The sequence below is a fragment of the Microbacterium marinilacus genome (assembly GCF_019753765.1).
In the GTDB taxonomy this organism is placed as follows: domain Bacteria; phylum Actinomycetota; class Actinomycetes; order Actinomycetales; family Microbacteriaceae; genus Microbacterium; species Microbacterium marinilacus.
The window spans coordinates 103,520-126,365 of record NZ_JAIJZW010000010.1 but is presented as its reverse complement, the minus strand read 5'-3'; the positions used below and the strand labels follow the sequence as shown (position 1 = coordinate 126,365).

17 protein-coding genes are annotated in these 22,846 nt (G+C 72.1%); 10 read left to right on the top strand and 7 right to left on the bottom strand.

Annotated features, from left to right (window positions below; translation table 11 throughout):
* Window positions 1–28 precede the first annotated feature (28 nt).
* From K5S26_RS15355 to K5S26_RS15345, 3 genes are all read left to right on the top strand, one after another.
* Complete coding sequence (locus K5S26_RS15355; RefSeq protein ID WP_221859770.1) at window positions 29–667, top strand: hypothetical protein; 639 nt, start codon at window positions 29–31, stop codon at window positions 665–667.
* 321 nt (window positions 668–988) lie between these two features.
* Entirely contained in the window at window positions 989–3,142 is a 2,154-nt protein-coding gene (locus K5S26_RS15350; protein ID WP_221859768.1) for a DEAD/DEAH box helicase, read from the top strand.
* An 89-nt stretch (window positions 3,143–3,231) separates the two neighbouring features.
* Window positions 3,232–4,260: a 6-phosphofructokinase gene (locus K5S26_RS15345; RefSeq protein ID WP_221859765.1), complete on the top strand. Its 1,029-nt coding sequence runs from the start codon at window positions 3,232–3,234 to the stop codon at window positions 4,258–4,260.
* 258 nt (window positions 4,261–4,518) lie between these two features.
* Here K5S26_RS15345 and K5S26_RS15340 read toward each other — a convergent pair whose 3' ends face one another.
* Entirely contained in the window at window positions 4,519–5,457 is a 939-nt protein-coding gene (locus K5S26_RS15340; protein ID WP_221859763.1) for an endonuclease domain-containing protein, read from the bottom strand.
* Window positions 5,458–5,736: 279 nt separating this feature from the next.
* Window positions 5,737–7,896: a S9 family peptidase gene (locus K5S26_RS15335; protein ID WP_221859761.1), complete on the bottom strand. Its 2,160-nt coding sequence runs from the start codon at window positions 7,894–7,896 to the stop codon at window positions 5,737–5,739.
* Between the two features lie 245 nt (window positions 7,897–8,141).
* Between K5S26_RS15335 and K5S26_RS15330 the strand changes: the two genes are divergently transcribed.
* Together K5S26_RS15330 and K5S26_RS15325 are read left to right on the top strand one after the other, a co-directional pair.
* Window positions 8,142–9,410: an inorganic phosphate transporter gene (locus K5S26_RS15330; RefSeq protein ID WP_221859759.1), complete on the top strand. Its 1,269-nt coding sequence runs from the start codon at window positions 8,142–8,144 to the stop codon at window positions 9,408–9,410.
* Window positions 9,407–9,733, top strand: a complete 327-nt coding sequence (locus K5S26_RS15325) for a peptidase (protein ID WP_221859757.1) — start codon at window positions 9,407–9,409, stop codon at window positions 9,731–9,733. Before K5S26_RS15330 ends, K5S26_RS15325 begins: the two co-directional genes overlap by 4 nt.
* A 51-nt stretch (window positions 9,734–9,784) precedes the next feature.
* Here K5S26_RS15325 and K5S26_RS15320 read toward each other — a convergent pair whose 3' ends face one another.
* From K5S26_RS15320 to K5S26_RS15310, 3 genes are read right to left on the bottom strand one after another with little or no spacing between them, the layout of a single operon-like run.
* A complete protein-coding gene (locus K5S26_RS15320) occupies window positions 9,785–12,133 on the bottom strand; it encodes a GNAT family N-acetyltransferase (RefSeq protein WP_221859755.1) in 2,349 nt (782 codons plus the stop codon).
* Window positions 12,130–13,554 carry a lysine N(6)-hydroxylase/L-ornithine N(5)-oxygenase family protein gene (locus tag K5S26_RS15315; RefSeq protein ID WP_221859754.1) on the bottom strand — a complete coding sequence of 475 codons (1,425 nt, stop codon included), beginning with the start codon at window positions 13,552–13,554 and terminating at the stop codon, window positions 12,130–12,132. The genes K5S26_RS15320 and K5S26_RS15315 overlap by 4 nt, the downstream gene beginning before the upstream one ends.
* Window positions 13,551–15,104 (bottom strand): pyridoxal phosphate-dependent decarboxylase family protein, encoded by a 1,554-nt coding sequence (locus K5S26_RS15310; protein WP_221859752.1) that lies wholly within the window; start codon window positions 15,102–15,104, stop codon window positions 13,551–13,553. Before K5S26_RS15310 ends, K5S26_RS15315 begins: the two co-directional genes overlap by 4 nt.
* 116 nt (window positions 15,105–15,220) lie before the next feature.
* On the opposite strand from K5S26_RS15310, the gene K5S26_RS15305 reads away from it, so the two are divergent.
* Together K5S26_RS15305 and K5S26_RS15300 are read left to right on the top strand one after the other, a co-directional pair.
* Window positions 15,221–16,132, top strand: coding sequence for a metallophosphoesterase (locus tag K5S26_RS15305; protein ID WP_221859750.1), 912 nt, complete (start codon window positions 15,221–15,223; stop codon window positions 16,130–16,132).
* A 74-nt stretch (window positions 16,133–16,206) separates the two neighbouring features.
* Complete coding sequence (locus K5S26_RS15300; RefSeq protein ID WP_221859748.1) at window positions 16,207–17,661, top strand: aspartate ammonia-lyase; 1,455 nt, start codon at window positions 16,207–16,209, stop codon at window positions 17,659–17,661.
* A 16-nt stretch (window positions 17,662–17,677) separates the two neighbouring features.
* Here the strand turns inward: K5S26_RS15300 and K5S26_RS15295 are convergent, their stop codons facing one another.
* Window positions 17,678–18,553 (bottom strand): fumarylacetoacetate hydrolase family protein, encoded by an 876-nt coding sequence (locus K5S26_RS15295; RefSeq protein ID WP_221859747.1) that lies wholly within the window; start codon window positions 18,551–18,553, stop codon window positions 17,678–17,680.
* 324 nt (window positions 18,554–18,877) lie between these two features.
* Between K5S26_RS15295 and K5S26_RS15290 the strand changes: the two genes are divergently transcribed.
* From K5S26_RS15290 to K5S26_RS15280, 3 genes are all read left to right on the top strand, one after another.
* Window positions 18,878–20,086, top strand: a complete 1,209-nt coding sequence (locus tag K5S26_RS15290) for a PrsW family intramembrane metalloprotease (protein ID WP_246604086.1) — start codon at window positions 18,878–18,880, stop codon at window positions 20,084–20,086.
* Between the two features lie 220 nt (window positions 20,087–20,306).
* The gene (locus tag K5S26_RS15285; protein WP_221859743.1) at window positions 20,307–20,678 is read left to right on the top strand and encodes an FKBP-type peptidyl-prolyl cis-trans isomerase; all 372 of its coding nucleotides are present in this window, start codon (window positions 20,307–20,309) and stop codon (window positions 20,676–20,678) included.
* A gap of 156 nt (window positions 20,679–20,834) precedes the next feature.
* Entirely contained in the window at window positions 20,835–21,383 is a 549-nt protein-coding gene (locus K5S26_RS15280) for a YceI family protein (protein ID WP_221859741.1), read from the top strand.
* 57 nt (window positions 21,384–21,440) lie between these two features.
* On the opposite strand, the gene K5S26_RS15275 is transcribed toward K5S26_RS15280, so the two are convergent.
* On the bottom strand, window positions 21,441–22,748 hold the full coding sequence (locus K5S26_RS15275; protein ID WP_221859739.1) for an MFS transporter: 1,308 nt from the start codon (window positions 22,746–22,748) through the stop codon (window positions 21,441–21,443).
* Window positions 22,749–22,846 lie beyond the last annotated feature (98 nt).

The following is a 22,846-nucleotide window of genomic DNA, read 5'->3' as shown; positions in this document are numbered from 1 at the left end:
CCGACGGGCGGTGGGGCAGGATGGGGCCATGCGCTCCGTCCGCCTCGCCGTCCCCGTCCTCGTCCTGGCGGCGCTCGCGCTGACGGGGTGCCAGCCGGAGCCCGGTCCCGGTGAGACGAGCGCCGCGCCGTCCGCGGTCGAGACCCCCGACGCCCAGCCGTCGTCGGAGCCCTCCGCCGCGACGCCGACGGGTGAGCCGGACCCCACGGCGACGCCGGGAGGCGACTCCCTGCCCGACGACTGCGCACAGGCGTACTCCGCCGACATGTACGAACGGCTGCTCGCGTTCGGCGAGCTGAACCCGGACGTGACGTACTTCAGCTCCAACGTCGGCGACGTCAACGACGTCATCCAGGGCTCGCCGACGCTGGCGTGCCTGTGGATCTCGCCGGAGGACTCCGCCGTCGCCATGAAGACGACCGCCTCGCTCATCAGCGAGGCCCACGCCGCCCTGCTGCGCGAGTCGCTGCCGGAGAACTTCCCGGGCTGCGACGAGTCCGCCGAGCGGTTCTCCTGCACGCGGGAGCGCGAGCAGACGCAGGGCGCCGTCGAGACCGAGACCGTGGTGCTGCAGGGCGATCTCCTGGTCGCGACGCTCGGCCTCAACGCCGGCAGCGAGCTGGTCGACGAGGCGACCTCCGACCTGCTCGCGGTCGTCGGCGGCTGACGCACGACGCCCGGGCGGGGGCCCACCCGCGGCCCGCGTGGGCCGTCCCGCGATTCGTGCGGGAATCACGCCGTCCGATGCCGTAAACTGGGCGAACAGGTGCCTCGCCCATAGACGCGACGTCGCCGTCAGGGAGATCCTCTCAACGGTGGCGCACGTGCCGGGCGGACACCGCGTCCTCACCGCCGCTCGCGGAAGCGACCGGCATCCGCGGCTCGCGACGTCGCCGCGTCGCAGGCCAGAGGACGCCCGCACGACTCCGACCGCCGGCCGCTGCCCCCTAGGCGCATCGACCGGGCGATCACAGAGCTCAGGAGGAGCATGCCGACCACGGCACCCGCGCGACAGCGCAAGAAGTCCTCGTCCTCGCGCCGCGACGACGAGGCCCCCCTCATCCCGATCCTTGCGCGCAAGGTCCGGGAGGTCGAGGCGAAGGCCCAGCGAGGCAAGCTGGGGCCCACCAACCGCACCAAGTTCCAGGTGATCGCGTTCCTCGTGCGCGAGGAGCGCGCCCGGGTCAAGGCCGACGGCGACGTCACCGACGCCGCCCGCGCCGAGCTGCTCAAGCGCCTCGACGGCGTGGCGACGATCCTTGCGAAGACCGCCGCGCGCGACACGTCGCTGATCCAGCTGCTCGAGGTCGACCAGGCCACGTCGCCGGTCGCCCGGCGGATGCGCCGCGACTGGCTGCTCGAGTCGGGCGCCGAGCTGCCGCCCGAGGAGCTGGTGATCGCCGACGCGAAGCCGATCGTCCAGGCCACGCTCGTGCCGCCCGTGGCGCTCGAGCGTGGGGTCGTGCCTCCCCGGGTGGAGGCGCGCATCGAGTCGAACCCGTTCCTCGCGCCCGACCTCACGCACCGCACCGGCGGACCGACGCCGCGTCGTCGCCTGGACGGCTGGGAGCTCATGGGCCCGCTGTACAAGGCGTTCGAGCAGGGCGCCGGCGGTGGGGCCGCGACCATGGACCTCCCCGAGGTGCCCGAGTTCGACCGCCTGTCGCCCAAGGGGCTCGAGGTCATGGCGCACCAGTCGCGGTTCCTCGAGGCCGTGCGGGCCGGCCACCGCACGTTCCTGCTGGCGGACGAGCCCGGCCTCGGCAAGACGGCGGAGTCGGTGCTCGCCGCCTCCGTGGCCGACGCCTACCCGCTGGTCGCGGTCGTGCCGAACGTCGTCAAGATGAACTGGGCGCGCGAGGTGGAGCGGTGGACCCCGCACCGTCGCGCGACCGTCATCAACGGCGACGGCCGCGACATCGACGCGTTCGCCGACGTGTTCATCGTCAACTACGAGATCCTCGACCGTCACCTGGGCTGGCTGGCCAAGGTCGGTCTGCGCGGCATGGTCGTCGACGAGGCGCACTTCATCAAGAACCTGTCCTCGCAGCGCTCGCAGAACGTGCTCGCGCTGGCCTCGCGCATCCGCGAGACCACGCCGGGCGGCGACCCGCTGCTGCTGGCGCTCACCGGCACGCCGCTGATCAACGACGTCGAGGACTTCGACGCGATCTGGCGCTTCCTCGGCTGGACGACGGGCGACAAGCCCGGGCCCGAGCTGATGCAGAAGCTCGACGGCACCGGCCTCACCCCGGCCGACAAGTCGTTCTACCCGGAGGCCCGCGAGGCCGTCATCTCGATGGGTATCGTGCGGCGCCGCAAGAAGGACGTCGCGAAGGACCTGCCCGACAAGCTCGTGGCCGACCTGCCCGTGCAGCTGGACGACGAGTTCGGCCGCGGCATCTGCGAGGCCGAGCGCGAGCTCGGCGCGCGGCTCGCGGCGCGCTACCGCCGCATCATCGACGCGCGCGGCGACCGCGGCCTCGCGGCCGGCGAGGTCGACGAGGACATCGTGCGCCTGGTGGCGCAGGGCGAGCTCGACGAGTCGAAGGCGGCCGGCGCCGAGGGCGACAACGTGTTCACGATGGTGCGCCGGATCGGTCAGGCCAAGGCATCGCTCGCCGCCGACTACGCGGCGCAGCTGCAGCGCTCGGTGGGCAAGGTCGTCTTCTTCGCCAAGCACATCGACGTGATGGACCAGGCCGAGGCGCACTTCGCGGCGGTCGGCATCAAGGCGGTCTCGATCCGCGGCGAGCAGACCGGCACGGCGCGGCAGGAGGCGATCGACGCGTTCAACAACGACCCCGAGGTCGGCATCATCGTCTGCTCGCTCACCGCGGCGGGCGTCGGCGTCAACCTGCAGGTCGCCTCGAACGTCGTCCTCGCCGAGCTGAGCTGGACCGCGGCCGAGCAGACCCAGGCGATCGACCGCGTCCACCGCATCGGCCAGGACGAGCCCGTCACCGCGTGGCGCATCATCGCCGCGCACACCATCGACACGAAGATCGCCGAGCTGATCGACCAGAAGCAGGGCCTCGCGGCGCGTGCGCTGGACGGCGAGGCCGTCGACGCGACCTCGAGCGACTCGGTGCAGCTGGCCGCGCTCATGGGCGTGCTGCGGGACGCGCTGGGCGGTCGTTAGACCCCCGCGGGCGCACTCGCGACCGGTTCCACGAGGGCCGGCGGACATCGGGTCCGCCGGCCCTCGTCGTATCGGCTAGCGTCGATCTCATGAAGATCGGAATCCTCACGTCCGGGGGTGATTGCCCCGGACTGAATGCGGTCATCCGAGGCATCGTCCTCAAGGGCACCACCAGCTACGACCTGGAGTTCGTCGGCATCCGCGACGGTTGGCGCGGCGTCGTCGACGCGGACTTCTTCCCCCTCACCCGGCACGAGGTCAAGGGCCTCGCGAAGGTGGGCGGCACCATCCTCGGCACGAGTCGCACGAACCCGTACGAGGGCGACCGCGGCGGCGCGGAGAACATCAAGGCCACGCTCGCCGAGCACGGCATCGACGGCATCGTCGCGATCGGCGGCGAGGGCACCCTGGCGGCTGCGGACCGCCTGGCGAAGGACGGCGTGAACGTCTTCGGCGTCCCGAAGACGATCGACAACGACCTCGGCGCCACCGACTACTCGTTCGGCTTCGACACGGCGGTGAACATCGCCACCGAGGCGATGGACCGCCTGCGCACCACGGGCGACTCCCACCAGCGGTGCATGGTCGCCGAGGTCATGGGCCGCCACGTGGGCTGGATCGCGCTGCACGCCGGGATGGCCGCCGGCGCGCACGTCATCTGCATCCCCGAGGTGCCGCTGTCGATCGACGAGATCACCGCGCAGGTGACGTCGGCGTTCGAGCGCGGCCGCGCTCCCCTCGTCGTCGTGTCCGAGGGGTTCAAGCTCAAGGGGCAGGAGGAGGCGTACAGCGACAAGGGGCTCGACGCCTTCAACCGTCCTCGCCTGGGCGGCATCAGCGAGATCCTCGCGCCGGAGATCGAGCGCCTCACCGGCATCGAGACGCGCGCCACGGTGCTGGGGCACATCCAGCGCGGCGGGTCGCCCTCGGGCTTCGACCGGGTGCTCGCCACGCGTCTCGGCCTCCATACGGCCGACGCGGTGGTCGACGGCGACTGGGGCTCGATGGTCGCCCTGCGGGGCACCGACATCGTGCGCGTGCCGTTCGCCGACGCGCTCGGCGAGCTGCACACCGTCCCGCTGTCCCGCTACGAGGAGGCGGCGGCCCTGTTCGGCTGATCCACGAGACCTATGGAGAGGCTCCCCGGCGCGTGCGGCGCTCGGGAGCCTCTCCCGTCTCACCGGGGCATCGTCCGCGTGGGCCCGCGGCGGAGAGAAGGCCCCGCCCGGTTTGTGCCCGTCCGTGTCCCAGTTTCCGCCCGGTTTGTGCCCGTCCGTGTCCCAGTTTCCGCCCGATCCACATTCCGATTCCGGCACCTATGGGGACACCGTCAGACGCGCGGCTCCGCGCCGGGGATACCGATACGGACCGGGGGATCAGCCGTGCCAGCCGCACTCGCGCAGCGCTTCCCGGACCATGGAGACCGCGGCGGGCGAGCCTCCCCGGACGTGATGGCTGAGGATCCGGACGAGGCGCCATCCTGTCTTGCGGATCGCCTCCCACCGATCGGCGTCCTTGGCGAACTGCTGGGGATCGGCATGGTGACGGCCGTCGTACTCGAACGCCAGGCGGTACTCCGGATAGGCGGCGTCGAGCCGGGCGACGAAGAGCCCGTGCGCGTCGAAGAGCTCGTACTGCAGCACGGGCTCGGGAAGGCCGGATCGGGTGACCAGCAGGCGTGAGCGCGTCTCGCCTGCCGACTCGGCCCCGACGCGCACCTCCCGCAGCGCGCGCGTCAGGCGTCCGTCGCCCGTATCGCCCATGAGCTCGACCTCGGTCTCCAGCTCGTCGATCGTCGCGAGACGGGTGCGAGGCAGCACGAGGAAGTCGGCGGCCGCGATGAGATCGTCCAGTCCCCACAGGGTGCCGGCCTGGCGCCATGCGCGCGCCGCGTCCTCCACGCGGAACCCCGTGCGTGTGACGAACCAGGCGGGATCGCGGGTCTGGAGCCGGTGGCCTCCGACGCCGGCGATGCGCGGCTCGCGACGGGGGCGATGCGCCGACACGTGCAGGCCGACCTCGTGCGGCGGCTCTGGCAGGGGAGCTCCGAGCAGGGCGAGAGCGGTCTCGTGGCTGAAGAACTGCCAGTCCTTGAGGCGCGGCGCGTACTTCCAGCCGGCGGCCGCGACCGCCTGCCGCCGGTCCTGGTCGCGGCCGGTGAAGAAGGCGGGTGGCTCTGTCGCGATCCGGACGCCGCGGTGGGGCGTGGCGAGGTCGGCGGCGCGCAGTCGTTTCGCGCTGACACCGTTCGCGAGTGCCTCCGAGACGAGGAACCGGCCGGGTGCGCCGGGCGGCAGCGGTGCGGGAGTGCGCATGCACCGAGTGTGGCGAGCAGCGGAGGACGGTGTGCCGCACCCATGACGATGGGGATCGCCGATCATCGGATCGGCCGTTGTGGACGAGACCCCGCCTGCCTTCAGCTCCCGGCCCCACCCACCCCGCCCCGCGGCATGTCCCAGTTGTGGCCCGATTGCTTACGCAGACCGGCGTCAAGTGGGACACACGCCCGGGTGGACGGGCACGAAGTGGGACACGGCTCCGGTCGGGCGGGCACCAAGTGGGACACGGCGCCGGCCCGGGGCCGACGTGGGGCGTCAGGAGTCGGCGACGCCGAGCACGTCGAGCAGCCACGCCAGCTGGAACGAGCGCTCGCGCCAGGCGTTGTAGCGCCCGCTGACCCCGCCGTGCCCCGCGACCATCTCGATCTTGAACAGGGCGTCCGCGCCGACCTCGCGCAGGCGGGCGACCCACTTCGCGGGTTCGACGTACAGCACGCGCGTGTCGTTGAGCGACGTCATCGCGAGGATGCGCGGGTAGGCGACGCCCTCGCGCACGTTCTCGTAGGGCGTGTACGACCTCATGTACTCGTAGACCTCCGCGTGGTGCAGCGGATCTCCCCACTCGTCCCACTCGATCACCGTCAGCGGAAGCGACGGGTCGAGGATCGTCGTCAGCGCGTCGACGAAGGGCACGTCCGCCAGTACTCCGGCGAAGAGCTCCGGCGCGAGGTTCGCGATCGCGCCCATCAGCAGGCCGCCGGCCGAGCCGCCCTCGGCGACCAGCCGGTCCGGCGTCGTGTAGCCCTCGGAGACGAGGTGGCGGGCGACGTCCACGAAGTCCGTGAACGTGTTGCGCTTCGCCTGCAGCTTGCCGTCCTCGTACCACTGCCGGCCCATCTCGCCGCCGCCGCGCACGTGGGCGACGGCGAACACCACCCCGCGGTCGAGCTCGGAGAGCCGCGCGACCGAGAACGACGGGTCGATCGAGTGCTCGTACGACCCGTAGCCGTACAGGTGCACCGGCCGGACGGACGTCCCCGGCTCGCCGAACGAACGCTTCCACACCAGCGACACCGGGACGCGCGTGCCGTCCGCGGCCGGCGCCCACAGGCGGGCCTGGCCGTACTCGGCGGCGTCGTAGCCGCCCAGCACCTCGACCTGGCGGCGGAGGATCAGGTCGCCCGGTGCGCCGTCGCTCACTCCGTTCGAACCGGGCAGCACGTACTCGAACACCGAGCCGGGCGTCGTGAACGAGCCGTAGCCGATGCGCAGCACCGGCGGAGCCCACTCGGGGTTGCCGCTGAGGCCCGCGGCGTAGAGGGGCTCGTCGAACTCGATCTCGGTCAGCTCGTGGGTGCGGTAGTCGAGCAGCGCGAGGCGCGGCAGTCCCTCGCGCCGGTACTCGACGACGGCGAAGTCGCGGAAGCAGTCGATGTCGAGCAGGCGGCGCCCCGGCTCGTGCGCCAGCACCGTCTCGAGCTCTTCGGGAGCCTCGGGGCGCGCACGCACCAGCTCGAAGTCCAGCGCGCCGTCGTTGTGCAGGATGTACAGCCAGTCGTCGCCGTCCACGACCGCGTGGTCCACGCCGTACTCCACGCCCTCGCGGCGCGGCCAGACGACGCGGGGCGTCGCCTCCGCGTCCGCAGCCACCGTCGCGGCGTCGAGCAGCGCGACCTCGCTCGTCACGCTCGACCCCGACTCCACGACGAGGAACCGGTTGCTGCGCGTGACGCCGGCGCCGACCCAGAACCGCTCGTCGTCGTCGCGGTAGATCTCGCGGTCGTCGTCGCGGCCTGCCCTCCCGACGGGATGCAGCCATGCGCGGTCGGGACGCCAGGCGTCGTCGACGGTGGTGTAGACGACGTGCGTGCCGTCCGGCAGGAAGTGCGCGCCCGAGAACGTGCCCTCCAGCACGTCCGGCAGCGTCTGCCCGGTCGCCAGGTCCTTGACGCGGACGGTGTAGCGCTCGTCGCCCGACACGTCCACGCCCCACAGCATGCGCGTGCCGTCGTCGGAGACGTCGAACGAGCCGAGCGAGAAGAACTCCTGGCCCTCCGCCTCGGCGTTGGCGTCCAGCAGCACCTGCTCGCCGGGCACCTCGACGTCGGGGCTCAGGGTCGGCGGGGTCCAGTCGTCCGGGCCCGAGATGGGGGCGCGGCACTGGATGCCGTACTGCTTCCCGGCGACCGTGCGGCCGTAGTACCACCAGGCGCCGCGGCGGCTGGGCAGGCTGAGGTCGGTCTCGCGCACCCGCGTCTTGATCTCCTGGAAGATGCGCTCACGCAACGGCTCGAGGTGCGCGAGCGCCGCGTCGGTGTGCGCGTTCTCGGCCTCGAGGTGCGCGATCACCTCCGGGGAGTCCTTCTCGCGCAGCCACTCGTACGGGTCCTCGAACGTGTCCCCGTGGTGGGTGCGCGGGGCGGGACGACGGGCGGGGATCGGGGCGGAGGCGGCGTGCGGCGCGTTCGCGGTCATCCGACAACGCTAACCGGCCCCGTGCCCCGCCGGACGCCGCGTCCGCCGCCCGGTCGAACGCGCTCGACGTCCCTCGCGCCGCGCGACGCGCTCCATCCGGTTTGACCGCCCCGGGCGGGCGGTGCGACGATTGGTGACTGTCTGGTTGCCAGACCTCGAACAGCCGGTGAACTCTTCGTTCGCCCCTCGTCGCGCTCCCCGCATCGAGCCGCGGCGGACGTCACCCGCATCCTGGAAGGCGGACGGTGGAAACCGCAGCCCTCATCGTCGCGCTGGTCATCGCACTCGCGCTCTTCTTCGACTTCACGAACGGCTTCCACGACACCGCCAACGCGATGGCGACCCCCATCGCGACCGGTGCGCTGAAGCCCAAGACCGCGGTCGCGCTCGCCGCCGTGCTGAACCTCGTCGGCGCGTTCCTCTCGACGGAGGTCGCAAAGACCATCTCGGGCGGCATGATCCGGGAGGACCAGATCTCCGGGGACGTGTTCCCGTCGCTGATCTTCGCCGGCCTCATCGGCGCGATCACGTGGAACATGCTCACCTGGCTGCTGGGACTGCCGTCGAGCTCGTCGCACGCCCTGTTCGGCGGCCTCATCGGCGCGACCCTCGTCGGCTTCGGGGCCGCGGGCATCGACTTCGGCATCGTGGTGTCGAAGGTGGTGCTGCCTGCGCTGCTCGCACCGCTCACCGCGGGCATCATCGCGTTCGCGGTCACCAAGATCGCCTACGCGGTCACGCGCCGGTACGACGGCAAGCCGGACGGCCGCGACGGCTTCCGCTGGGGCCAGATCTTCACGTCGTCGCTCGTGGCGCTCGCACACGGCACGAACGACGCGCAGAAGACGATGGGCGTGATCACCCTGGCCCTGATCGCGGCGGGGTGGCAGTCGTCCGAGCATCACGAGCCCCAGCTGTGGGTCGTCTTCTCCGCGGCGACGGCCATCGCCCTCGGCACCTACGTGGGCGGCTGGCGGATCATCCGCACGCTCGGCAAGGGGCTCACGGACGTCAAGCCGGCGCAGGGCTTCGCCGCCGAGACCTCGACCGCCGCGACGATCCTGGCGTCGAGCCACCTGGGCTTCGCGCTGTCGACCACCCAGGTCGCCTCCGGCTCGGTCATCGGCTCGGGCCTCGGTCGTCGCGGCTCCGAGGTGCGCTGGCGGACGGTGGGCCGGATCGCGGTCGGCTGGCTGCTGACCCTGCCGGCCGCCGGCCTGGTGGGAGCGCTGGCCGCGCTGCTCGTCGTGTGGACGCAGAACCTCGGCCTCGGCATGCTCGGCGTCGCGATCGACGCCGTGATCGCCGCGATCATCATCGTCGCCCTGTTCCTGCGCTCGCGTCGCGACGAGGTCCATGCCGGCAACGCCATGAGCGAGGTCGCCGAGTCGGGCCACGCGGTCAAGGTCGACGAGAACCCGCCGCCCACCCGCCGGCAGCAGCGCGCCCTGGCCGAGAAGGCCCGGCGGAAGGCGCAGAAGGAGAAGGCGGCGGCCAAGGGGGAGCAGAAGTGACCATCGACTGGATCGCCTTCCTGCAGGTGTTCGCCGCGGCGCTCGTCGGCGCGGTCCTCGTGGTCGGCTTCTACGCGCTGGGCCTGCGGCTGCTCGCGCGCAGCGGCCGGATCCCCGTGGTCGCACCCGTGACCTTCACCGACGCCATCACCGTGCTCTCGCCCAAGCAGATCAAGCGCGCCGAGAAGGCGGCGGCGAAGGCCGCGTCGAAGAGCCCGCTGACGGAGGCGCAGAAGACCGCCTCCATGGTGGCGGCGTACGTCTGCTTCGTCGTCTGCGCTCTCGCGGTGGTCGCCGGCATCCTCCTCATCGTCCTCGGCTGACCGCGGGCGCCCCGCGACGCGAGTCCGCGCGGAGCGCCCGCCACCGGCGGCTCAGCGCCGCACGGGGTTGTCCATCTCCCCGGCGTACAGCAGCGACTCGGCCTGATTGCCCAGGTCGACCATCTGCAGCGTGTTGCGCAGCTGCAGCCGGTTGAGGCACGAGTGCGGGAAGCGCGCCGCTCTCAGGTCGACGTCGCCCGTGAGCCCGCGCGCGTGCTCGGGGTGCGCCGACTCGTAGCGGTCGAGACGCCCGGCCACCACCCGCCAGAACCGCTCCGCGGTCAGGACGCCGTCGGTCTCGAGGATCGCCGAGAGGTGGCGCAGCACTCCGTCGAACACGTCGGTGAAGATCGCGAGGGCCTTCTCCCGCCCCGACACGACCGCGCGGATCCGCTCGACGCCGGGCGGCAGCCCGCGGTCGCCGAGCACGGCGACCTCCTCGCCGATGTCCTTCATGAGCACCCGCTCGACGACGTGGTCGCGCAGCACGAGGATCAGGTTCTCGCCGTGCGGCATGAACGCCAGGTCGTGCGCGAGCACGCCGTGCACGAGCGGCAGGAGGTACGCGTCGATGTACCGGCCCAGCCACGCCTCCGCGCCGATGCCCGACTCCCTGACGAGCGCGCTCGCGACGGCGGCGCCCTCGTGGTCGCGGTGCAGCAGGGAGGCCATGGTGGCGAGTCTCTCGCCGGGCGCGGTCATCGTCGCGGGGCTCTCCCGCCACAGGGCGGCGAGCATCCTGCGGTGAGCGCTGTCGACGTGCGAGCGGTGGTACACGTCGCCGGTGTAGCCCAGGGCGGCCCGCTCGCGCAGCAGACCGAAGCCCGCCTGCGCGAACGCGTCGTCGCCCGCCACCACGTCGGACACCCAGTCGTTGATCGCGGGGGTGTCGCGCATGTACTTCGGCGACAGGCCCCTGAGGAACCCCATGTTCTGGATCGCCAGCGCCACCTTCACGTACGGCGCGCCGTGCCGGGTCAGGTTGTAGAAGGTGCGGATCGACTGCTGAGGCTGATGCTCGTCGGCCCCGGTCCCGACGGGCACGAGGTCGCCTCGGGCGACGTCGGCCGCGAACGTGATCGGCAGACGGTGCTCTGCCTGCCAGGGGTGCACCGGCAGCAGGTGGTAGTCCGCCGGGTCCAGGCCACGGTCGGCCAGGCGCGAAGCGAACGCGGTGCGCTCATCGGGGGCGAGCGCAGCCTCGAGATGACGGGCCTCGTCGAGCCCGCGCCCGAGCGACAGGTGCGACAGCTCGCGCCGCGCCGCCACCCACTGCAGCCGCACGCGCCCGCCTCGCTCCGGGGCGTACGCGCGGTAGTCCGACAGCGAGAAGCCGATGCGGCCGTTGTTCGCGACGAAGCCGGGATGGCCCTCCGTCATCGCGGCCTCGGTCTGCTGCAGGTCGGCGCTCAGGAGCGCCGCCGCCGTGGGGGCGTCGCCGTCGCGCGCGCCCTGCAGCTTGGACATCGCGCTCGCCAGCGTCGACGACAGCTCCTCGAGGTAGACGGGAAGCAGCTCGTCCGACAGACCGAGCCGCGTCTGCAGCTCGAGGATCAGCTCGAGCACGTCGAGCGGCGTCTCGGCGCCCCCGATGCGACGGACGATCGACGCCTCGTCGATGGCCCAGTGCTCGAGCGGGAGCACGCGCGCGCTGAAGGCGTAGGCGACGTCATGGTCGGGGACGCGCAGCGCCCATCCTCCCGCGCCGTCCGGCTCCGGGGCGATCATGCGCTCGTGCGCGAACTCGGCGATCGCCTTGGCGACGAGGTGCCGGTGGGCCCGCCGCCCGAGGTCGCCGTCCAGATGGGCCGACTCGGCCGCTGCCGGCCCGTCCCCGAGCGGGCTCGCCGCGAAGTCCTGGCGGGTGCAGACGCTCACGGCGGCGCGCTTGGCGATGCCGTCGATCACGACGTCGGCCTCGTTCACCACGCGGAACCCGGCGGCGGCGTTCTTGGAGAGGATGGCGGCGTTGCGGACGTCGGGCTCGACCACCACCCTGTCCGCTCCGAGGCCGCCGAGCGGGTCGAGGCAATGCCGCATCACCGCCGCCATGATCTCCGACGTGAGCCCGCGTCGCGCGGCGCCGTCGGGCGGAGCCACCAGCAGGTGCATGCCGACGTCGCCCGCCGCCGGCGTCAGGACGTCCGCGGGCAGCACGCGCGCCGGGTCGTAGGTCTCGACGTAGAACAGCGGCTTCCCGTCGACGCGGCCGAGCCAGGCGTCCTGGTGCGGGTCGTCCGTCACACGCGTCAGGTAGGCGCGCGCCTCGTCGGCGTCGATCCCTGTCATCTCCCAGAACCGCGCCCGCGGATGGGTCAGCCAGGCGTGCACGAGCGCCGCGTCGCGGTCCGGGTCGACACGCGCGATCGCGATGGCGGGGGTGACGGTGTCGATGGTCATCGGTGCGCTCCTGTCGTCGCGGTCGTGCGGGTGCCCGTCGTCCGGGGGAGGACGGTCTCGGTGGGGGCATCGGGAGAGCCGGGCTCAGGCGTCCCGAACGTCTGGAACGCGATGCGGGGCTCGATCGGATAGGGCTCCCGGCCGGTCACGTTGGCGAGCACGACGGACGCCCGCCAGGGGCCGAATCCGAGGTCCGGCGCGGTCACGCCGTGGGTGTGCTCCTCGGCGTTCATGGCGTGGAGACGCCCCGCGTCGTCCAGCGTGTAGTCGCGCGCCACGTCCAGCCTGCCGCGGCTGTCCCGGCGCACCATGTCTCCGAGAGGATCGAGGAACCGCGGCGTGCGAGGCCGGTAGCCCAGCGCCGCGACGACCGCGTGCGTGCGGTGCTCGGTGACGGCGCCCGACTGCGTGTGCCGCAGGGCGAGCACGTGCTCGCCCGTCGACGCGTCGTGGCGGGCGTCGATCACCTCGGTGGAGGCGCGGAGGGTCGTCGGCAGGTGCCGGCCGCCGCTGGAGCGCCGGTACAGGGCCTCGTGGATGTCGTCGACGAGCGCGGCGCTGATGCCCTTGTGCAGGGCGCGCTGTTCGCGCGCCAGCCGGTCGCGCAGCTCGGCCGGCAGCGCCCGGTGATGGTCCGTGTACTCCGGGGAGGTCAGCTCGAGGCTCAGCTTGGTGTACTCCATGGGGAAGAACCGCGGCGATCGCGTGATCCAGTCGAGCCGGAAGCCGCGCTCGTGGATGTCGTCGAGAAGGTCGCGGTAGATCTCTGCGGCCGACTGCCCGCTGCCGAGCACGGTGATGGACCGGGAGCTCACGAGCCTCTCGCGGTTCGGGAGGTACTGGGCGCTGTGCAGGACGGGCGCGGCCTCGGGCGACTCGGCCGCCTGCTCGGCGAGTCCCTGCAGGGTCGGGGGCATCGCCGGGGCGCTGCCGACGCCGAGCACGACGTGACGGCCGCGGTGCACCTCCTCGCCCGTCACCGACCCGTCGGCGGCGAGGCGCTCCGCCCGCACCACGAACGCGTCCTCGTCCGGGTCGTGGGAGACCGACACCACGCGCCGTCCCCATCGCAGGGACGGAAGCCGGTGCGCGACCCAGCGGCAGTAGTCGTCGTACTCGCTGCGCAGCGGATAGAACGACTCGCGGATGTAGAAGGGATAGAGACGGCCGACGTCCTTCAGGTACGCGAGGAACGAGTACCGCGAGGTCGGGTCGGCCATCGTCACGAGGTCCGCGAGGAACGGCACCTGGATCGTCGCGCCCTCGAGCATCATCCCGGGGTGCCACTGGAAGCCCGGTGCGCGGTCGAGGAACACGGCGTCGACGTCGGGCAGCGGCTCGGCGAGGGCCGCGAGCCCGAGCCCGAAGGGCCCTATGCCGATGCCGACGAGGTCGTGGACGGTCTGCGGGTCGCGGGTCATCGGGCGGTCTCCTCGGCGCTCGCTTCGGCGTCCGGGGCTGCGCGTCCCGCAAGCCGCTCACCGGCGAGCACGCCGCGCGCGGTGGCGCGCACGAGCCCGAGGACCCCGTCGATGTCGGAGTCCGTCGCGTCCGGGTTCAGCAGGGTGAGCTTGAGGCACGGCCGGCCGTCGATCACGGTGCGCGCCACCATCGCCCGGCCCGACTCGAACAGCACGCGACGCACGTGCGGCACGAGGCGGTCGGCGGTGGCGTCGTCCAGGCCTGCCGGCTGGTAGCGGAACAGCACGGTGCTGAGGTCGGTGCGTCCGATGGGCCGCAGATCGCCGTCGTCGTCCAGACGCTCGCGCACGCGAGCCGCGAGGTCGCACACCGTGTCGACCATCCGCCCGAGCCCGTCCGCTCCGACGGCGCGGAGGGTGGTCCACAGCTTCAGCGCGTCGAAGCGGCGGGTGGTCTGCAGCGAGCGGTCCACCTGGTTGGGCTCGGACGCCGCCTCCGAGGCCGGGTTGAGGTAGTCGGCATGCCAGGCGACCGTCGCGAGGTCGGCGGGCTCTTGCACCAGCAGGGCGCTCGACGAGACCGGCTGGAAGAACGTCTTGTGGAAGTCGACAGTGACGGATCGAGCCCGTTCGATGCCGTCCAGCAGGTGGCGGCGGGTGGGCGAGACCAGCAGCCCGCCGCCGTAGGCGGCGTCGACGTGCAGCCACACGTCGGCGTCGTCGCAGGCGTCCGCCATCGCGACGAGCGGGTCGATCACGCCGCGATCCGTGGTGCCGGCCGTCGCGACGACGGCCATCGGCACGTCGCCGGACGCGCGGACGTCCGCCACCGCCTCGCGCAGCGCGTCGGCGAGCACGCGCCCGTCGCCGTCCGTCGCCACCGGGACCACCGCGTCGTCGGCGAGCCCGAGCAGGAGCGCCGATCGCGCGACGGAGAAGTGGCTCTCGGCGCTGGTGAGCACGCGCAGCCGCGGGAGGACCGCCGAGCGATCTCGGCCGGTCGCGGCGATCGCGCCCTCCCGGGCGAGGAACAGCGCCTGCAGGTTGGACTGCGTGCCGCCGGACGTGAACACCCCGTCGCCGGCCGCGAACCCGAGGCGTTCGCAGGTCCAGGCGATCAGGCGTCGCTCCATGAGGGTGGCGACGGTCGACTGGTCGTAGGTGTCGACCGAGGTGTTGATCGCCGCCATCATGCTCTCGGCCGCGACCGCCGAGATGGCGACCGGGCAGTTCAGATGGGCCGCGTAGAACGGGTGGTGGAACCAGACCGCGTGCTGGGCGTAGAGGTCGTCGGCCTCGCTCAGCGCGGCGGCCTCCCCGATCCCCGAGGCGTCGAGGTCGACGGCGTCGACGAGCGCCTGGAGGTCGCGATGGGAGGCGCCGGACGACGGGGCCGAGGTGCGCCTCAGCCGGGCGGCGATGCGGTCCACCACGTCGGTGACGATCTCCTCGTAGCGTTCCGCGGTGTCGGCGCGGAGCAGGGCCGCGTCTTCGAGTCGCTCGGCCTCCTGTGCGGGTGCGGTGGTGTCGTCCGGCTGGGGTCGTCCCATATGAGATCTCTCCTTCAGGTCGTGAGCACGTCCGATCGAGAGTAGGCAAGGCTTACCTAAGCTTCAAGGCCGGGTGGCGTGTCGCCCGTGGGAGAGGGAGCGCCTAGCCTGGCCTCATGCAGCTCGGCCAGCACGCTCCCGCCCGCCGGACGATCGTCCACCTCAGTGACACGCACCTCCTGGCCGGAAACGCGCCGCTCGGCGGCCTCTACGACGCGGAGGCGAACCTCGTGCGCACGCTCGGCCGCCTCGAGCGGATGGCGGAGGACGGGGCCGTCCGCATCGACGCGCTCGTCTTCACGGGAGACCTCACCGACCTCGGCGAGCCGGGGGCGTACCTGCGGCTGCGCGAGCTCGTGGAGCCGGTCGCGGCGCGGCTCGACGCACCCGTCGTCTGGGTGGCCGGCAACCACGACGAGCGTCCCGAGCTGCGGCGCGACCTGCTGGGCCTGTCGGCGGACGAGCAGCCGGTCACGGGCGTGTGGGACCTGGGCGGGCTGCGTCTGGTCGCGCTCGACAGCTCCGTGCCGGGCTGGCATCACGGCGAGATCGACGAGGAGCAGCGGCAGTGGCTGCGCGACCTGCTGGCGACGCCCGCCCCTCTGGGCACGATCCTCGCGTTGCACCACCCACCGCTGCCGAGCCACGTCCCGCTCTTCGACATCCTCGAGCTGCGCGATCAGCCGGCCCTCGCCGACGCGATCGCGGGGTCGGACGTGCGGGCCATCCTCGCCGGCCACCTGCACTACTCGATGAACGGCGTCTTCGCGGGGGTGCCTGTGAGCGTGGCGGCGGCGTCCTGCTACACGATGGACGTCGCCCGGCCGCCCCTGCGGGTCAACGGCATGGACGCCGGCCAGACCTTCCAGCTGGTGCACGTGTACGACGACACCGTCACGCACACCGTCGTCCCGGTCGACGCCGACGATCCCGCAGCCTTTTTCACCCCCGATTGGTACGAGCGCATGGCGCGTCTCACGCCGCAGCAGCGCCTCGAGGAGTTCTCCCGCAAGCCGCCGCGGCCCTGAGCGAAGCCGGGCATAGGCTCGTGGGGGTGCCCCTCGACGGCGACGGGCACGGCCGGACGCCCAAAAGGAGAACGATGGCTGACGATGCGACGACCCGCACCGAGACCGACTCGCTCGGTTCCCTCGAGATCCCGGGGGAGGTGTACTGGGGAATCCACACGGCCCGCGCGCGTGAGAACTTCGACATCACGAAGCGCCCGGTCTCGATCTATCCGGAGCTCGTGGTCGCGCTCGCCATGGTGAAGCAGGCCGCTGCCCGCGCGAACCGCGACATCGGCGTGCTGGATCCCGCGAAGGCGGAGCTGATCGACCGCGCCGCGCAGCGGGTGATCGACGGCGAGTTCCACGAGCAGTTCGCCGTCGGGGTGATCCAGGGCGGCGCCGGCACGTCGACCAACATGAACGCCAACGAGGTGATCACGAACATCGCGCTCGAGCTGGCCGGGCGCGAGAAGGGCGACTACGCCTTCCTGTCGCCCATCGACCACACCAATCGCAGTCAGTCGACCAACGACGTCTACCCGACGGCGATCAAGATCGGCATCTCGCTCGCGCACGTGTCGCTGCTGGACGAGCTCGATCTGCTGCGGCGGGCGTTCCTGGCGAAGGCGCGCGAGTTCCACGACGTGCTCAAGGTCGGCCGCACGCAGCTGCAGGACGCCGTGCCGATGACGCTCGGTCAGGAGTTCCACGGCTTCGCGACGACGCTGGGGGAGGACCACCACCGCCTCGCCGAGAACTCGTCGCTGCTGACGGAGATCAACCTCGGCGCCACCGCGATCGGCACGGGGGTGACCGCGCCCCACGGCTACGCCGAGGCGGCTCGCCGGCACCTCGCCGACATCTCCGGCCTGCCGCTGTCGACGGCCACCGACCTGATCGAGGCGACCAGCGACACCGGCGCCTTCATGTCGTTCTCCGGGTCGCTGAAGCGCAACGCCATCAAGCTCTCGAAGATCTGCAACGACCTGCGGCTGCTGTCGTCGGGGCCGCAGGCGGGCTTCGGCGAGATCAACCTGCCCGCCCGGCAGGCCGGGTCGAGCATCATGCCCGGCAAGGTGAACCCGGTCATCCCGGAGGCCGTGAACCAGATCGCGTTCGCCGTCGCCGGCGCGGACATGACCGTCACCATGGCCGTCGAGGCCGGTCAGCTGCAGCTGAACGCGTTCGAGCCGGTGATCGCGCACTCGATCCTGCAGTCCATCACGTGGATGCGGCAGGGGATGCGCACGCTGCGCGTCAACTGCGTCGACGGGATCACCGCGAACCGCGAGCGGCTGGGCGCCATGGTCGGATCGTCCGTCGGCGTCGTGACCGCGCTCACCCCGTTCATCGGCTATGCCGCCGCCGCGGCGCTGGCGAAGGCCGCGCTGCTGACGAACCGCAGCGTCGCCGACCTGGTCGTCGAGGCCGGGCTGATGGAACGCGCCGAGGTCGAGAAGCAGCTGCGCCCCGCGCGGCTGTCCGGCATCGAGGCCGTCACGGCGGCCATCCCGATCATCTCGCCGGAGGACCTGCCGACGCCCTGAGGCCGGGCGGAGGCGGTCAGCCGACCACGCGGCAGTGGGTCGTCAGCTCCCCGATGCCGTCGATGCCGACGGTGACGGTGGAGCGGTCGCGCATGAGCACCTGCGGCGTGCGGGAGTACCCGGATCCGCCGGGGCTGCCGGTCGAGATCAGCGTGCCGGGGAGCAGCGTGATGCCGTGCGACAGGTGGGCGATCAGCTTCGCGACCGAGCGGACCATCGTGGCCGTGGTGGAGTCCTGCATGGTGTGGCCGTCGAGCACCGTCCAGATGTGCAGGTCCTGCGGGTCGGGCACCTCGTCGGCCGTCACGACATAGGGGCCGGCGGGGGTGAAGCCGTCGAACGACTTCGCCCGGCACCACTGGGCCTCGGAGTACTGCACGTTGCGGGCGGTGATGTCGTTGACCACGGTGTACCCGAACACGTAGTCGAGCGCGTCCTCCTCGGACACGTCGCGCGCGGCACGGCCGATGATGACGCCCAGCTCGGCCTCGTAGTCCACGGCTTCGCTGAGGGTCCGAGACCACGTGGTCGTCCCCTCGTGGCCGGCCAGCGAGTTCGGCCAGAGGGTGAACACCGTGGGGGTGTCGTCGGTCTTGAGGTTGAGCTCGCCGGCGTGCGCCGAGTAGTTCAGGCCGATCGCCATGATGCTCGGGGGCGTCAGCACCGCCGGCGCGAACGAGACGTCGGCGATCCGGACGCGCGCGTCCGCGCCCGCGCCGCCCGCGGCGGCGGCGCTCACCGCGTTCCGCAGTGTGTCCCCGCCTGCGATCAGCTGCTCGAGCGTACGCGGGCCGTCGGGCACGAGGGCGACGACGGGGGTCGCCTCGTCGCCGTCTACGAGAACGAGGGTGGGGGAGTCGCCCCCGGGGAGCACGACGTGGGCGAAACGCATGCCTTCCAGGCTAGGGCACGCCGCGAACCTGGTGCGTGCTGCGCGGGGCGCTGCGCACCGTCTCGCCGCGTTCTCGTCGGTCGACGATGCGTCGGCATCGCCTTCCTCCTCGGCCTTGCGACACGCACGCATCGCTCCTGCTCGCGACGGCCCCCGGTTGCCCAACGCACCCCAGGGCACGCCGCAGGTGCGATCGGGCCCGGCCATAGGATGACCGTGACCCGCGCCGCCCGCGACCACGTGCGCACCGGCGCGGGTCCCGCCCGGGATCGGCGCATCCGACCTGGCCCGGCACATCCCACCCGGAACGACAGGGGGCACTCCTTGAGCCACGGCACCGGCCTGAACCCGCCGCATCAGCAGTTCCCGACCGCGTTCGCGCAGCCCCCGCACGGGGTGGGAGCCCCGATCGCCCCGGCCCCGCCCGCCGTCGCTCCGCTGCCGTCGCTGACGACGAAGGGGCGCGGGACGCCGGTGTGGCTGTGGATCGTGCTGATCCTCCTGATGCTGCTCGTCGGCGCGTACCTCCTGACCTTCCTCGGACCGGCGGCCTCCATCGTCAGCTTCGTGCTGGCGCTGATCCCGTGCGCGGTCGTGGTGTGGACCGTCGTGCTGATCGACAGGTGGGAGCCCGAGCCGAAGACGCTCGCGGTGTTCGCGGTGGCCTGGGGAGGCATCGCATCGATCGCCTTCACGCTGCTGTTCGCCCTCGCGCTGACGATCGTCGTGCCGGAGCTGTCGGGCAGCGACTTCTTCGGGGCCGTGATCCAGGCGCCCCTCGTCGAGGAGGCGTTCAAGGGGCTCGGCCTGCTGCTGATCCTGTGGATCGGCCGCCGCGCGTTCGACGGACCGGTCGACGGCGTCGTCTACGGCGCGCTGGTGGGCGCCGGCTTCGCCTTCACCGAGAACATCCAGTACTTCGCGGTCTCGATCATCGAGGGCGGAGGGCTCCAGCTGGGCATGACCTTCTTCGTGCGCGCGGTGATGTCGCCGTTCGCGCACGCGATGTTCACGGCGTGCACCGGCTTCGCCCTGGGGCTCGCCGTGCGGCGGGGCCGGGCGGCCGGGCCGACGCTCGCGCTGGGGGCGGTGGGGTACGTGGCCGCGGTGCTGCTCCATGCGCTGTGGAACGGCGCGACCTTCGTCGTGGCCGACGTCGTCCAGTTCCTCGCCTACTACGTCGTGCTGCAGATGCCGATCTTCGGCCTGTTCGTGTGGGGCGTGGTGCTGCTGCGCCGGGAGGAGGCGCGTCTCACCCGCGAGCGCCTCGGCGAGTACGCCGCGGCGGGCTGGTTCACGGCTCAGGAGGTCGACATGCTCGCCACGCCGGCCGGCCGGCGCACGGGGCGGGCGTGGGCCGCGCGGCTTCCGGGGGACCGCAGCAGGCTGATGTCGACCTTCATCCGAGACTCCGCCGCGCTCGCCGCGGCACGGCAGCGAGCCGTGTCGGGGCGCGACCGCCAGGCGGCCCAGGACGAGCAGGTGCTGCTGGCCCGTCTGACCGCCACACGGCAGGCCCTGCTCGCGCACTGAGGGTCGAGGTCCCGGCCCCCGCGAGCGGGCCGGGGGTCTTGACACCCGCGCCGGGCGGGAGCATCCTGATCCCAGATCAGCTCAGCGCCCGGAGGACTCGCAGGCATCGCCGCAGCCCGGGCGCTGAGTCTTTGCCCGGGCGTGCTCCCGCGGCGGTGCCGCGTGACGCTCTCGGCGTAACCCCGTGCCGTCGTCGAGGCGTTCGTGGTTGCATGGGGACATGAGCGAAGATCGCAGCAAGCCCGAGTTCGACGCCCCCCAGGGCCCGGCCCCGTCGGAGCTCGTCATCCGCGACATCGTCACCGGTGACGGCGCCGAGGCGAAGCCCGGCGACACCGTCACCGTGCACTACGCGGGCGTCGAGTACGAGACCGGCGAGGAGTTCGACTCGTCGTGGAACCGCGGCGAGAGCATCCAGTTCCCGCTGCGCGGCCTGATCCAGGGCTGGCAGGACGGCATCCCCGGCATGAAGGCCGGCGGGCGCCGCGAGCTGGTCATCCCGCCGCACCTGGCCTACGGCCCGGCCGGGGCGGGACACTTCCTCAGCGGCAAGACCCTCATCTTCATCATCGACCTGATCGACGTCGCCTGACGCCAGTCGCGGAGCACCCATCGGGCGCCCGCCCCGGAGACGGGGAGGGCGCCCGTCGTCGTTCCCGCGAGATTCGTCCGGCGTGTCTGGAATACATGCAGACGCATGAGTATTGTCTTCCTTGACCGTCACGGAACAACTTCCAGGAGAGAACCAATGACCATCGACATCCCCGGCTACCGCCCCGGCACCTACGTCATCGACCCGTCCCACAGCGAGGTGGGCTTCAGCGTCCGCCACATGATGATCTCCAAGGTGAAGGGCACCTTCCACGTCATCGAGGGCGTCATCGAGGCGCCCGAGAACCCGCTGGACGCGAAGGTGTCGGCGAAGGCCGAGACGGCGTCGATCAACACGAAGGACGAGGGGCGCGACCAGCACCTCCGCTCGGCCGACTTCTTCGACGCCGAGCAGTTCCCCGAGATCACCTTCGTCTCGACCGGCGTGCGCCACGAGGGCGACGAGTTCCACGTCGACGGCGACCTCACCATCCACGGCGTGACGAAGAACGTCACGTTCGAGCTCGAGTTCGGCGGCTTCGGCACCGACCCGTGGGGCAACTACAAGGCGGCCGTGACCGGCTCGACCAAGATCGACCGCGAGGAGTTCGGCCTGACCTGGAACGCCGCCCTCGAGACCGGCGGCGTGCTGGTCGGCAAGGACGTCACCATCACGGTCGACCTGCAGGGCGCACTGCAGGCCTGAGCCCGTCTCCGGTCGCCCCGGCCGTCGCCTCGTCGCGACGCCCGGGGCGATCGTCGTCTACGGCACGGGGTTCTCGGCGTCGTAGGCGCGGAAGCGCGTCGCGAGGCGCAGGATGACCCCCACCAGCACGACGATGACGACGCCGCCGGCGAGCGGCGGGAACCACAGGGCGATCCCCGCCAGCGTGCCGGTGAACAGCGCGCCGATCCGCGGCCCGCCCGCGACCACGACCATGAAGATGCCCTGCAGGCGGCCCCGCACGGCGTCGGGCACGGCGGCCTGCAGCATCGTCTGCCGGAAGATCGCGCTGATGTTGTCCGCCGCGCCGGTGAGCGCCAGGCAGAGGCAGGCGAGGACGATCAGGGGGACGTCGGGATGTGCCGCGTCGACGTCGTCCGCCGACCAGCCCATCGAGGCGGCGAACAGCACGAGGCCGAACAGCCCCGTGGCGAGGCCGAAGGCCTGGATCGCTCGAGCGATGCCGACGCCCTGCCGCCGGACGGTGCCGATCCGGCCCGAGAACAGGCTCGACGCCAGCACGCCCACGGCGATCGCCGCCATCAGGATGCCCGAGGTCACCTCGCCGCCGCCGAGGAGCACGACGCCGAGCGCGGGGAAGAGCGCGATCGGCTGGCCGAACGTCATCGCGATGACGTCGAGGACGAACTGCATGCGGATGTTCGGCGCGACCTTCAGGAACGCGAGGCCGTCGACGATCGATCGCAGGCCCGGCCGGTTCGTCTCACCCTCCGGGGTCAGCCGGGGGAGCGTGGCGAGCCCCAGGAAGAGCGACAGGGTGAGCACCGCGTCGATCGTGTAGGTGATCGGGTACCCGAACGCCGCGACGAGCAGGCCGCCCAGGGCGGGGCCCGCCATCACCATGACGCCGGTCGTGATGCCGGTCAGCGCGGCGGCCGCGGGGATCAGGTGGGTGCCGACGAGCTTCGGCGTCATCGCCGCCTTCGTGGCCGATGCGACGGTGCTCGCCGCCGAGTTGACGATGGACAGGCCGTACAGCCACCACTCGTTCACGAGGCCCGTCCACGCCAGCGTCGCCAGCGCCACGGTCGCCGACCAGCCGATGGACGCGGCCACGAGGGCGACCGTGCGCCGGTCGAAGTGGTCGGCGAGCATGCCGCCGTAGAGGCCCGCGACGACCATCGGCACGAGCCCGGCCACAGCGATCATCGACACGGCGAACGTGTCGTGCGTGAGCGCGAACATGTGCAGCATCACGGCGGTCAGGGTCAGCTGCGCGCCGAGGCCGCCGAGCAGCGTGCCGACCCAGAGCCGGGCGAACGGCGGGCTCTGGGTCAGCGGGCGGATGTCGATGACGTGGCTGCGGCGCGAGCCGGCGCCGCTCACGGCGCCTCTTCCGGCAGGGGGTGGATCGTGTTCGGCACGGAACGAGGCTAGGGCACGCTGCGCGCGTGGGGCGCCGACGGGTCCCGACGGCCGGCGAA